This is a genomic window from Paracoccus aminovorans, assembly GCF_900005615.1.
GTDB lineage: Bacteria > Pseudomonadota > Alphaproteobacteria > Rhodobacterales > Rhodobacteraceae > Paracoccus > Paracoccus aminovorans.
In genome coordinates, this window is the sequence record NZ_LN832559.1 from 1,110,906 (window position 1) to 1,123,017 (window position 12,112).

Sequence of the window (12,112 nt, forward strand, 5' to 3'; positions counted from 1 at the left end):
GCTTGAAGGGGCAGCAGAGATGAAGGATCTGTACGAGGGGCAGCGGGCGATGCGGAGCATGCGCCGCCAGGCCATGCAGCGCGGGGTCATCGCGGTTCTGGACATCGGCACCTCGAAGATCGCCTGCCTCGTGCTGCAATTCGACGGCCCCAGCCAGTTCCGCGAGACGGACGGGGTCGGCCCCATGGCCGGCCAGTCGAATTTCCGCGTCATCGGCACCGCCACCACCCGCTCGCGCGGCCTGCGCTATGGCGAGATCGAGACCATGGCCGAGACCGAGCGCGCCATCCGCACCGTCATCCAGTCGGCGCAGAAGGTGGCGGGCGTGCGTGTCGATCACGTCATCGCCTGCATCTCGGGCGCGCGGCCGGCAAGCTATGGGCTGGCCGGAGAGATCGCGCTGCCTTCGGGCAAGGTGGGCGAGGGCGACGTCGCCCGCGTGCTTGCCGCCTGCGACGTGCCGGATTTCGGCCGCGGCCGCGAGGTGCTGCACGCCCAGCCGGTGAATTTCGCCCTGGACGGCCGCTCGGGGCTTTCGGACCCGCGCGACCAGTCCGGCGGCCGGCTGGCCTGCGACATGCATGTGCTGACCATCGACGGCGACGCCGCCGGCAACCTGGTGCACTGCATCCGCCGCTGCGACATGGAGCTGGCCGGGGTGGCCTCGGCCTCTTACGCCTCGGGGCTGGCGGCGCTGGTCGAGGACGAGCAGGAGCTGGGCGCGGCCTGCGTGGACTTGGGCGGCGGCACCACCGGGGTTTCCGTCTTTATCAAGAAACACATGATCTTCGCCGATGCTGTTCGATTCGGCGGGGAATTGATCACCCAGGACATCGCCAAGGGCCTGCGCGTCAGCCATGCCGTGGCCGAGCGGCTGAAGACGCTGCACGGCGGCGTCGAGGCCACCGGACGCGACGACCGCGAGATGATCGAGCTGGGCGGCGAGACCGGCGATTGGGAGACCGACCGCCGCAGCGGCAGCCGCGCCGACCTGATCGGCATCATGCGGCCGCGGGTCGAGGAGATCCTGGAAAACGTCGCCGGGATCCTGGACGCGGCGGGCTTCGATTCGATGCCCTCGCGCCAGATCGTGCTGACCGGCGGCGGCAGCCAGATCCCGGGGCTGGACGCGCTGGCCGCGCGCATGCTGGGCCAGAACGTCCGCATCGGCCGGCCGCTGCGCATCCAGGGCCTGCCGCATAACGCGACCGCGCCGGGGTTTTCCTCGGCCATCGGGCTGGCGCTGCTGACCGCCCATCCGCAGGACGAATGGTGGGATTTCGACATGCCCGCCGAACATTATCCGGCGCGCAGCCTGCGTCGGGCCTATCGCTGGTTTCGCAGCAACTGGTAGTTGCGAAAAACCCGATGCGGTGGTGCGGACGGGCGTCCCCACCACATGCTGGAGAATGGGCAAGATACCGCCTAAAACACCGGTCAATACCGCCATATTTGGTGTCCGAACTGTGTTTTTCGGGTGACGCTGCGGGCGAATCTGGCTAGGCTGGCCCGCATAGGGGATTCGACCGGGCGCACATGTCCGGCACAACAAACAAGGCAGGCGAGACATGGAACGGCAAATCCACCTGATGCTCAACGATGACCAGGAACTGAAGCCGCGCATCACCGTCTTCGGCGTCGGTGGTGCGGGTGGCAACGCGGTCAACAACATGATCGACAAGCAGCTGGAAGGGGTCGAGTTCGTCGTCGCGAACACCGACGCCCAGGCGCTGCAATCCTCGAAAGCCGACAGCCGCATCCAGATCGGTCCCAAGGTGACCGAGGGGCTGGGCGCCGGCGCGAAACCCTCGATCGGCGCCAAGGCCGCCGAGGAAACCATCGAGGACATCGTCGATCACCTGATGGGCGCCCACATGTGCTTCATCACCGCCGGCATGGGCGGCGGCACCGGCACCGGCGCCGCCCCGATCATCGCCCAGGCCGCGCGCGAGATGGGCATCCTGACCGTCGGCGTGGTGACCAAGCCGTTCCAGTTCGAAGGCACCAAGCGCATGCGCCAGGCCGCCGAGGGCGTCGAGGCGCTCCAGAAGGTCGTGGACACGCTGATCATCATCCCGAACCAGAACCTGTTCCGCCTCGCCAACGAAAAGACCACCTTCACCGAAGCCTTCGCCATGGCCGACGACGTGCTGTATCAGGGCGTCAAGGGCGTGACCGACCTGATGGTGCGCCCGGGCCTGATCAACCTCGACTTCGCCGACGTGCGCGCGGTGATGGACGAGATGGGCAAGGCGATGATGGGCACCGGCGAAGCCTCGGGCGAGAACCGCGCCGTGCAGGCCGCCGAGAAGGCCATCGCCAACCCGCTGCTGGACGAAATCAGCCTGAACGGCGCCAAGGGCGTGCTGATCAACATCACCGGCGGCTACGACCTGACTCTGTTCGAAATGGACGAGGCGGCCGAGAAGATCCGCGAGAAGGTCGATCCCGATGCGAACATCATCGTCGGCTCGACGCTGGATCCGTCGATGGAAGGCACCATCCGCGTTTCGGTCGTGGCGACCGGCATCGACGCCTCGGCGGCGGAGCTGCCGGCCCCGCGCCGCGGCATGAAGGAACCGCTGACCCAGAATCCGGCCGTCGCGCATAAGGCGGTCGAGGAAGACCTGCCGCCGCCGCGCCGCGTAGCCCCCGCGGTCGAGGCCGCACCGGTCGCGCGCGTGCAGCCCGCGGTCCCCGCCGCGCGCTACGAGGAAGAGGACATGCCGCGCCCGGCCTATCAGCCGGACCTGCGCCAGGCCGCTGCCCCGGCCGCACCGGCGCGCGATCCGCTGAACGGCGATGCCGGCGGCTTCGTCGCCCCCAGCCGCGGCCAGCAGGCCCCGGCCGGCACGCCGTCGGATGCGGTGATGCAGCGCCTCGCCGCCGCCGTGCAGAAGGCGCCCGAGCGCCAGGCGGCCGCCGCCGCGGCCCAGGGCCGGCCGGCGGGGCAGCCCCAGCCCGCCGAGGCGCCGCGCGGTCCTGGCCGCATGGCCGGTCTCAGCCGTATGCTGGAACGCATCTCGGGCCATGGCGAACAGGCCGAGAAGCCCGCGCCCTCGACCATCGCCGAACGCGTCAGCGAGCGCGTCCAGGCCCGCCGCAGCGGCGGATTCGATGCCGGCTTCGACGATCTGGCCAGCCCCGACCGGACCGGCGACAATGTCGAGATCCCGGCCTTCCTGCGCCGCCAGGCGAATTGAGGCGATCACAAATGGACTTGGAAAGGACCGCTTCGGCGGTCCTTTTTCTTTTTCTGAATCAGCCTCTTGGGCAGGATGGGCGGATTCCTTCCGCGCCGCGGCGGGGATTGTTTCATGCCGTTACAATTCGTTAGTTGAGACCGGGGCGGCGCGTGCCTAACTGGATGGCACGCCGCCGGAAAACCCTCGCGGCGACGGTATTCAGTAAGAATCGGCAGGCAAGATCATGCAGACCAACATCGCTCAGAAAGCCCAGTTCCGCGGCGTCGGACTGCATTCGGGTGCGGCCGTGCGGCTGGCGATCCTGCCGGCGCCGGCGGATCATGGCATCGTCTTCGTCCGCACCGACCTGGACCGCGCCCGCATTCCGGCGCGCTGGGACCATGTGACGCCCTCGCAGCTGTGCACGCTTCTGGACAACGGCCGTGGCGCCACCGTCTCGACGGTCGAGCATGTCATGGCGGCGCTGGCCGGCACCGGCATCAACAATGCCGTGGTCGAGGTGAACGGTCCCGAAGTGCCGATCCTGGACGGTTCCGCCGCGCCCTTCGTTCAGGGCATCATGGAGGCCGGCCTGCGCCAGCAGTCCGGGGCGCCGCTGCGCGCCGTCCGGATCCTGCGCGAGATCGAGGTGCAGCAGGGCGAGGGCTTTGCGCGCCTGTCCCCCGCCGACCATCTGGAAATCCATTTCGACATCGACTTCACCGATGCCGCCATCGGCCACCAGGAAAAGCGGCTCGACATGGCCAACGGCAGTTTCGTGCACGAGCTGATGGACAGCCGCACCTTCTGCCGGCAGGCGGATGTGGTGCGGATGCAGCAGAACGGGCTGGCGCTGGGCGGCACCTATCTGAACGCCGTGGTCTTCGACGGCGACAAGGTGCTGTCGCCCGGCGGGCTGCGCCACCGCGACGAGGCCGTGCGCCACAAGATGCTGGATGCGATGGGCGACCTGGCGCTGGCCGGGGCGCCGTTGCTGGCGCGCTATACCGGCCACCGCGCCGGCCATGCGATGACTAACAAGCTGCTGCGCGCGCTTTTCGCGCGGCCGGACGCCTGGGAATGGGTGATCCTGACCCCCGAAATGGAAAGCCGCCAGCCCGGGGCGGGGGTGATCGCGTCGGCCGCGCGCATGGCGTCCGAGGTCCGGCAGCTGGCCGTCGCCTGACGGTGACGGCCGCGCCGCAGATTTTCCGGTTTTGGCATTTTGCGCAGCCAGATTTTCTGTGCTAGGACGACCGGGCCAAGCGGGCCGACTGCCCGGGCGGCGGCATGAATTTCTGACGGGCAGGGTGGAATGACAGGCATCAGATCGGGTTCCGTGGTCGCGGCTGTGCTGTCGGTCGGCCTGCTTGCCGGCTGTGGCGGCGGGTCCAGCAAAGCGCCGGAATCATTCGAGAGTTTCACCGCCGAGGAAATCTACAAGCGCGGCGAATACGAGCTTGAGAACACGCGCAAGCCCAAGGACGCGGTGAAGTATTTCACCGAGGTCGAGCGGCTTTACCCCTATTCCGAATGGGCCAAGCGCGCGCTGATCATGCAGGCCTATTCCTATCACCGCGCCCGCGACTACGAAGAGGCGCGCGGCGCCGCCCAGCGTTTCATCGACACCTATCCGGGCGACGAGGACGCGGCCTATGCGAAATACCTGCTGGCGCTTTCCTATTACGACCAGATCGACGAGATCGGCCGCGACCAGGGCCTGACCTTCCAGGCGCTGCAATCGCTGCGCGAGGTGATCGAACAATATCCCGATACCGAATATGCCCGCTCGGCGATCCTGAAGTTCGACCTCGCCTTCGACCACTTGGCGGCGAAGGAAATGGAGATCGGGCGCTACTACCTCAAGCGCGGCCATTACACCGCCGCCATCAACCGCTTCCGCGTGGTGGTCGAGGAATACCAGACCACGACCCACACGCCCGAGGCGCTGATGCGGCTGGTCGAGGCCTATCTGGCGCTGGGCCTGAACGACCAGGCGCAGACGGCGGGCGCGATCCTGGGCCACAACTTCCAGTCCTCGCCCTTCTACGAGGACGCCTATGCGCAACTGCGCGGCCATGGGCTGAAGCCCGAGGCACGCGGCGACAGCTGGCTGACCCGGGTCTATCGCCAGGTGATCCAGGGCAAGTGGCTATAGCCCGCGCGTCACGCGTGGCAGGATGGGGTGATGCTGCGTTCGCTTGAAATCCGCGACATGCTGCTGATCGACCGGCTGGATCTGGATTTCCGGCCGGGCCTGAACGTGCTGACCGGCGAGACCGGGGCCGGCAAGTCGATCCTGCTCGACTGCCTGGGCTTCGTGCTGGGCTGGCGCGGCCGCGCCGACCTGGTGCGGCAGGGCGCGAGCCAGGGCGAGGTCACCGCCGTCTTCGACCTGCCCGCCGGCCATCCCGCCCGCACGCTGCTGGACGAGGCCGGCTTCCCCGTCTCGGACGAGTTGATCCTGCGCCGGGTGAACGGCGGCGACGGCCGCAAGACCGGCTGGATCAACGACCGCCGCGCCTCGGGCGAGGTGCTGCGGCTCTTGTCGGAAACGCTGGTGGAACTGCACGGCCAGCATGACGACCGCGGCCTTTTGAACCCGCGCGGCCACCGGCTGCTGCTCGATGCCTTTGCTGCCGTCGACCTGGGTCCCGTGCGCGCGGCCTGGGCGGCGCGGCGCGAGGCGCGGGCGGCGCAGGAGCGGGCCGAAGCCGCCCTGGCCGCCGCGAAGGGCGAGGAGGAATTCCTGCGCCATGCCGTGGCCGAGTTGGACAAGCTCGACCCGCAGCCCGGCGAGGAGGCGGAACTGGATACCCGCCGCCGCGCCATGCAGGGCGCAGAGCGTATCCGCGAGGACGTATCGCGCGCCTTGCAGGCCCTGGGCAGCGAGGGGGCCGAGGGCGCGATGCTGGATGCCGCGCGCTGGCTCGATGCCGCCGCCGAGCGGGCCGAGGGCCGGCTGGAAGCCCCGGCCGCCGCGCTGCAACGCGCGCTGATCGAGCTGGGCGAGGCGCAGGCCGGCGTCGAATCGGCGCTGGAGGCGATGGATTTCGACCCGCGCGACCTGGAAGCGACCGAAGAGCGGCTGTTCGCCCTGCGTGCGCTGGCCCGCAAGCATGACGTGCTGGCCGACGACCTGGCCGGTCTGGCCGACGAATTGCGCGCCCGCCTGACACGCATCGACGCGGGCGAAGGCGACCTGGTGCGCCTGCGCGAGGCCGTGGCGGCGGCCGACGCCGCCTATGACAGCGCCGCCGCCGCCCTGTCGGACCAGCGCGCCACGGCCGCCGAGCGGCTCGATGCCGCGATGGCGGCCGAACTCGCGCCGCTGAAGATGGAGCGCGCGATGTTCGAAACGCTGGTGACCCCCGCCGACCCCGGCCCCGAGGGGCGCGACGCGGTGGCCTTCACCGTCGCCACCAATCCCGGCGCCCCGGCGGGGCCCTTGGACCGCATCGCCTCGGGCGGCGAGCTGTCGCGTTTCCTCTTGGCGCTGAAGGTCTGCCTCGCGCGCGGCAACGACGTCCTGACCCTGATCTTCGACGAGATCGACCGCGGCGTCGGCGGCGCCACCGCCGATGCGGTGGGCCGGCGCCTCGCCCGGCTGGCCGAGGGGGCGCAGGTGCTGGTCGTGACCCACAGCCCGCAGGTCGCCGCACTGGGGGGCCATCATTTCCGGGTGGCGAAATCGGTCTCGGGCGGCATGACCACGTCGAATGTCGCGCCCTTGAGTGCAAGCCAGCGCATCGACGAAATCGCCCGCATGCTGGCCGGAGAAGAGATCACCCCGGCCGCGAAAGAGGCGGCGCGGGCGCTGCTGCAAGGCTAGTCCACGATCCGGTCCACCTGCCGGATGATCGACAGCACCCGTACGTTCCGGGGATCGTAGCGGATCAGATTGCCATTGACGATGCCGTAGCGGCTGCCGGTGGGCGGGTGGCTCATGCCGTAAAGCCCGGGCCGGGTGATGCGATGCAGCCGGCGCAGGTCCACCCGGTCGCCCACCCGCACCGCCGCGCCCGACGCGGTCTCGGCCGCCACCAGCGCCGCGCCATTCGCTCCGGCGCCGCGCTCGGTCTGCCCGGCCAGTCCGACCGAGGCGAGCGCCGCGGCCAGGGCGACGGCAAGGAACAGGCGAGGGCGATGGCGCAGCATGATTGCAACCCGGCACGACGTCGTTGATTGCGAGTCAACGCGCCGGCCCGGCACTCGGCTCCCTCACGAAGCCGCGAAATCAGCTGTCGCGGTGCCGTTTTTCGAATCTGGGCAGCATGGCCGAGAAATCCTTGCCCTTTCCGTCCTCCTCCTCGACGAAGCGGGCATAGAGCGCGGCCGCCAACTGGCCCATGGGCGTGTCGGCATCGGCCGATTCCGCGGCCTGCTGGCTCAGCCGCAGGTCCTTGAGCATCAGTTCCGCCGCGAATCCGGGCGTATAGCCGTTGTCGGCGGGCGAGACCGGCCCCACGCCCGGCGCCGGGCAATAGGCGTTCATCGACCAACTGTAGCCCGAGGAGGTCGAGACCACGTCGAACATCTTCGTGCGGTCCAGCCCCAGCTTGTCGGCCAGGGCGAAGGCCTCGCAGGTCACGATCATGGTGGCGCCCAGGATCATGTTGTTGCAGATCTTCGCGGCCTGGCCCGCCCCCGGATCGCCGCAGAGCACCGCCTTCTGGCCCATGATCTCGAAAAGCGGCCGCACCGTGTCGAAATCCTCGGCGCTGCCGCCGACCATGAAGGTCAGCGTCCCCGCCGCCGCCCCGGCCGTCCCGCCCGAGACCGGCGCATCCAGTGTCCCCAGCCCTGCCGTGCGCGCCTGCTGCGCCACCGCCCGGGCGCTGTCCACGTCCACGGTCGAGCAGTCGCAGAACACCGCGCCGGGCGTCATGGCCGGGATCGTCTCTTCGGCCACGCCGCGCAGGATGGCGCCGTTCGGCAGCATGGTCACGACCACCTCGGCCCCGGCGGCGGCTGCTGCGGCGCTGTCGGCCCGGGCGACGCCCTCGGGCATCGGTGCCGCGGTGTCGAAGCCCGCGACCGCATGCCCTTCCCGGGCCAGGTTGGCCGCCATCGGCCCACCCATATGGCCCAGCCCGATGAATCCGATCTTCATGTGCTTTCCTCCCAGCCAAGTTCGTCGGGTCCCAGCGGCGCCAGCATGGCGGCGACATGGGCGGCGCTGGCATCGGCCGACCATCGCGGATCGCGATCCTTGTCGATCAGCTGCGCCCGCACGCCTTCCAGAAAATCGCTCTCGGCGGTGGCGCGGGCGGTAAAGCGCAGTTCGCGGGCCAGGCTCTCCCGCAGGTCGCGATCGCCACGCGCGGCACGTACCAGAGCCAGCGTCGCGGCCATCGACAAGGGTGAGTTGCGGCGCAGCGCCGCCAGCGCTGTCTCCTCTCCCGCAGCCTCCAGCGCGGCGATGATCGCGGCCACGCTTGGACCGCCGAAGGCCGAAAGGTCGCGGCCCTCCAGCGGTGCCGGCGGGCGGGGATGGGGCGCGATGACCGCCACCGCGCCGGTCTCGGCCAGCCGCTCCTTCAGCGCCGGCCATTCCGCCTCGGGGATATAACTGTCGGCGAAGCCGGTGAAGATCGCGTCGCCCGGCCCCATGCGGGCGCCGGTCAGCCCCAGGTATTCGCCGCAGCGGCCCGGCGCATGGCCCAGCAGCCAGCTGCCGCCGACGTCCGGGATCATGCCGATGCCGCATTCCGGCATCGCGACCTGGGTGGTCTCGCCGACGATGCGGTGGCTGGCATGGCCGCCGACGCCGACGCCGCCGCCCATGACGAAGCCCTGCATGAAGGCCACCACGGGCTTGGGATAGCCGGCGATGCGGGCGTTCATGACATATTCGTCGCGAAAGAACGCACGCCCGCGCTGGTGCTCGCCCGCGAGCCCGGCGCGATAGACCGCGGCGATGTCGCCGCCCGAGCAGAAGGCGCGCTCGCCCTCGGCGTCGATGACGACCAGCGCCATCTCGGGATCATGCTGCCATTCCCGCAGTGCCGTGTCGATCGCCAGCGCCATGTCGTGGCTCAGCGCGTTCAATGCCCGCGGGCGGTTCAGGGTCAGGCGCCCGGCGCGGCGGTCCTTGCGGACGATCATCTCGGTCATCGGTCACGCTCCGCCAGCAAGGCGCGGCCGACGATCAGCCGCATGATCTCATTGGTGCCTTCCAGGATCTGGTGCACGCGCAGGTCGCGCACGATCTTCTCGATCCCGTAATCGGCAAGATAGCCGTAACCGCCGTGCAGTTGCAGGCATTGATTGGCGACCTCGAAGGCGCGGTCGGTCACGTAGAGCTTGGCCATGGCGCAGAACTTGCCTGCATCGCTGTCGCCGCGGTCCAGCTTCCAGGCCGCCTGGCGCAGGAAGATGCGCGAGGATTGCAGCGCCGTCTCCATCTCGGCCAGGCGGAACTGCAGCGCCTGGAACTGGTCCAGCGTCTGGCCGAAGGCGCGCCGCTCGGCCATGTAGCGCAGAGTCGCGTTCAGCGCCGCCTGCGCGCCGCCCAAGGCCCCGGCCGAGATGTTCAGCCGACCGCCGTCCAGCGCGGCCATGGCATAGGAAAAGCCACGGCCCTCCTCGCCGATCAGGTTCTCCTCGGGAACGACGCAGTCGTCGAACTGCACCTGCGCGGTCGGCTGCGCCTTCCAGCCCATCTTGCGCTCGGGCGCGCCGAAGCTCAGGCCGGGCGTGTCCGCCTCGACCACCAGGGTCGAGATACCCTTGGAGCCTTCGCCGCCGGTGCGGACCATGACCAGATAGGCGTCGGAGTAGCCGCCGCCCGAGATGAAGGCCTTGGTGCCGTTCAGCCTCCAGCCGCCCGGCACCCGCTCGGCCCGGGTGCGCAAGGTGGCGGCGTCCGAGCCCGAGCCGGGCTCGGTCAGGCAATAGGAAAACACGGTCTCCATCCGGCACAGGCCCGGCAGCCAGCGCGCTCGGCTGGCCGCGTCGCCGAAACGGTCGATCATGCCACCGCACATGTTGTGGATCGACAGGAAGGACCCGACCGACGGACAGGCCATGGCCAGCGCCTCGAAGACCAGGGTGGCATCGAGCCGCGAAAGTCCGGCACCGCCATGGGCCTCGGCCACCAGAAGCCCGCCGAAGCCCAGCCCCGCGGCCTTGTCCCACAGCGCGCGGGGGATGGTGCCGGCCTGTTCCCAGCCGCGGGCCTCGGGCGCGATCTCGGCCGCTCCGAAGTCGCGGGCCATGTCGAAGATGGCCTGCTGCTCGTCGGTCAATGCGAAATCCACTTTCCCCTCCCCTCGCTGCGGCCCGGCTTCTTTTGTGCGGAAATATCCCGGGGGAACGTCCCGCCGACCCCGTCGAGGGGCCGGCGGGACGTGGGGGCAGAGCCCCCTTTTGCCGTCAGTCCATAGCCTTGAAGTTCAGCGCCACGCCGTCCTTGATCCCCGAGAACCAGCGCGCCGTCACCGTCTTGGTCTTGGTATAGAAGCGGAAGGCGTCCGGCCCGTACTGGTTCAGGTCGCCGAAGGCCGATTTCTTCCAGCCGCCGAAGGAATAATAGCTCAGCGGCACCGGGATCGGGAAATTGATCCCGACCATGCCGACATTCACCCGGCTGGCGAAGTCGCGCGCGGTGTCGCCGTCGGCGGTATAGATCGCGGTGCCGTTGCCATAGTCGTTGTCCATCACCAGGTTCAGCGCCTCGTCATAGCTCTGCGCTCGCACGGTCGAGAGCACCGGCCCGAAGATCTCTTCCTTGTAGATCTCCATGTCGCGGGTGACGTTGTCGAACAGCGACGGGCCGCAGAAGAAGCCGTTCTCATAGCCCTGGATCTTCAGCCCGCGGCCGTCCACGACCAGCGTTGCGCCCTGGTCCACGCCCGAGGCGATCAGCCGCTCGATGCGCTCCTTGGCGGCGCCGGTGATGACCGGGCCGAAATCCACGTCCTCGCCGGCGGTATACGGGCCGACCTTCAGCTTCTCGATCTTGGGAATCAGCCGCTCGACCAGCGCATCGGCGGTCTTGTCGCCCACCGGCACCGCGACCGAGATCGCCATGCAGCGTTCGCCCGCCGCGCCGAAACCGGCGCCGACCAGCGCATCCGCCGCCTTGTCCAGATCGGCGTCGGGCATGATGATCATGTGGTTCTTGGCGCCGCCGAAGCATTGCGCGCGCTTGCCGTTCGCCGCCGCGCGGCCATAGATATATTGCGCGATGGGGGTGGAACCGACGAAGCCCACCGCCTGGATCACCTCATGGTCCAGGATCGCGTCCACGATCTCCTTGTCGCCGTTGACGACCTGCAGCACGCCATCGGGCAGCCCGGCCTCCTGCGCCAGCTTCGCCAGCAGGATCGAGGTCGAGGGCACGCGCTCGGACGGCTTCAGGATCATGGCGTTCCCGGAAACCAGCGCCGGGCCCATCTTCCACAGCGGGATCATGGCGGGGAAGTTGAAGGGGGTGATGCCCGCGACCACGCCCAGCGGCTGGCGCATGGAATAAAGGTCGATGCCGGGGCCGCCATTGTCGGTGAACTCGCCTTTCAGCATGGCGGGCGCGCCCATGCAGACCTCGATCACCTCCAGGCCGCGCTGCACGTCGCCGCGCGCGTCGGGCAGGGTCTTGCCATGCTCGCGCGAGACCAGCTCGGCCAGCGCCTCCATATTGTCCTGGATCAGCTGGCCGAACTTCATCATCACCCGGGCGCGGCGCTGCGGGTTAGTGGCGGCCCAGGCGACCTGCGCCTGCGCGGCGCCGGCGATGGCGGCGTCCAGCTCGGAAGGCGTGGCCAGCGGCACCTGCGCGATCACCTCGCCGGTGGCCGGGTTCATCACATCGCTGAAGCGACCCGAGGTGCCTTTGACTTCCTTGCCGTCGATCCAGTGGCTCAGTTCTTCCATGGGGGGTGCCTCCGCGGGTTCATATCTCGGATGGATCATAGACTTGCAGC

The 12,112-nt window shown here is 69.2% G+C and carries 10 protein-coding genes; 5 read left to right on the forward strand and 5 right to left on the reverse strand.

Features of this window, described 5'->3' with window-relative positions:
• Positions 1-19: 19 nt before the first annotated feature.
• The 5 genes from ftsA to recN all read left to right on the forward strand — a co-directional run bounded on the left by ftsA (position 20) and on the right by recN (position 7,017).
• On the forward strand, positions 20-1,354 hold the full coding sequence (gene ftsA / locus JCM7685_RS05640) for a cell division protein FtsA (protein ID WP_074965915.1): 1,335 nt from the start codon (positions 20-22) through the stop codon (positions 1,352-1,354).
• 214 nt (positions 1,355-1,568) lie between these two features.
• Complete coding sequence (gene ftsZ / locus JCM7685_RS05645; RefSeq protein WP_074965916.1) at positions 1,569-3,203, forward strand: cell division protein FtsZ; 1,635 nt, start codon at positions 1,569-1,571, stop codon at positions 3,201-3,203.
• A gap of 226 nt (positions 3,204-3,429) precedes the next feature.
• Positions 3,430-4,371, forward strand: coding sequence for a UDP-3-O-acyl-N-acetylglucosamine deacetylase (lpxC, locus tag JCM7685_RS05650; protein WP_074965917.1), 942 nt, complete (start codon positions 3,430-3,432; stop codon positions 4,369-4,371).
• A gap of 129 nt (positions 4,372-4,500) precedes the next feature.
• Complete coding sequence (locus JCM7685_RS05655; RefSeq protein ID WP_074965918.1) at positions 4,501-5,343, forward strand: outer membrane protein assembly factor BamD; 843 nt, start codon at positions 4,501-4,503, stop codon at positions 5,341-5,343.
• Positions 5,344-5,373: 30 nt separating this feature from the next.
• Positions 5,374-7,017 carry a DNA repair protein RecN gene (recN, locus tag JCM7685_RS05660; protein WP_074965919.1) on the forward strand — a complete coding sequence of 548 codons (1,644 nt, stop codon included), beginning with the start codon at positions 5,374-5,376 and terminating at the stop codon, positions 7,015-7,017.
• Here the strand turns inward: recN and JCM7685_RS05665 are convergent.
• The 5 genes from JCM7685_RS05665 to JCM7685_RS05685 form a co-directional block, all read right to left on the reverse strand.
• The gene (locus tag JCM7685_RS05665; protein ID WP_074965920.1) at positions 7,014-7,343 is read right to left on the reverse strand and encodes a hypothetical protein; all 330 of its coding nucleotides are present in this window, start codon (positions 7,341-7,343) and stop codon (positions 7,014-7,016) included. The genes recN and JCM7685_RS05665 overlap by 4 nt on opposite strands.
• Before the next feature lie 79 nt (positions 7,344-7,422).
• Positions 7,423-8,298, reverse strand: coding sequence for a 3-hydroxyisobutyrate dehydrogenase (gene mmsB / locus JCM7685_RS05670; RefSeq protein ID WP_074965921.1), 876 nt, complete (start codon positions 8,296-8,298; stop codon positions 7,423-7,425).
• Complete coding sequence (locus JCM7685_RS05675) at positions 8,295-9,302, reverse strand: enoyl-CoA hydratase/isomerase family protein (protein ID WP_074965922.1); 1,008 nt, start codon at positions 9,300-9,302, stop codon at positions 8,295-8,297. The genes mmsB and JCM7685_RS05675 overlap by 4 nt, the downstream gene beginning before the upstream one ends.
• Entirely contained in the window at positions 9,299-10,447 is a 1,149-nt protein-coding gene (locus tag JCM7685_RS05680; RefSeq protein ID WP_074965923.1) for an acyl-CoA dehydrogenase family protein, read from the reverse strand. Before JCM7685_RS05680 ends, JCM7685_RS05675 begins: the two co-directional genes overlap by 4 nt.
• Before the next feature lie 115 nt (positions 10,448-10,562).
• Positions 10,563-12,062 (reverse strand): CoA-acylating methylmalonate-semialdehyde dehydrogenase, encoded by a 1,500-nt coding sequence (locus tag JCM7685_RS05685; RefSeq protein WP_074965924.1) that lies wholly within the window; start codon positions 12,060-12,062, stop codon positions 10,563-10,565.
• Positions 12,063-12,112 lie beyond the last annotated feature (50 nt).

Bases quoted from the DNA above. Each gene is read 5' to 3' on its own strand.
- ftsZ (WP_074965916.1), top strand. From the start codon at position 1,569: ATGGAACGGCAAATCCACCTGATGCTCAACGATGACCAGGAACTGAAG.
- JCM7685_RS05685 (WP_074965924.1), bottom strand. From the start codon at position 12,062: ATGGAAGAACTGAGCCACTGGATCGACGGCAAGGAAGTCAAAGGCACC.
- JCM7685_RS05665 (WP_074965920.1), bottom strand. From the start codon at position 7,343: ATGCTGCGCCATCGCCCTCGCCTGTTCCTTGCCGTCGCCCTGGCCGCG.
- recN (WP_074965919.1), top strand. From the start codon at position 5,374: ATGCTGCGTTCGCTTGAAATCCGCGACATGCTGCTGATCGACCGGCTG.
- mmsB (WP_074965921.1), bottom strand. From the start codon at position 8,298: ATGAAGATCGGATTCATCGGGCTGGGCCATATGGGTGGGCCGATGGCG.
- JCM7685_RS05655 (WP_074965918.1), top strand. From the start codon at position 4,501: ATGACAGGCATCAGATCGGGTTCCGTGGTCGCGGCTGTGCTGTCGGTC.
- JCM7685_RS05675 (WP_074965922.1), bottom strand. From the start codon at position 9,302: ATGACCGAGATGATCGTCCGCAAGGACCGCCGCGCCGGGCGCCTGACC.
- ftsA (WP_074965915.1), top strand. From the start codon at position 20: ATGAAGGATCTGTACGAGGGGCAGCGGGCGATGCGGAGCATGCGCCGC.
- lpxC (WP_074965917.1), top strand. From the start codon at position 3,430: ATGCAGACCAACATCGCTCAGAAAGCCCAGTTCCGCGGCGTCGGACTG.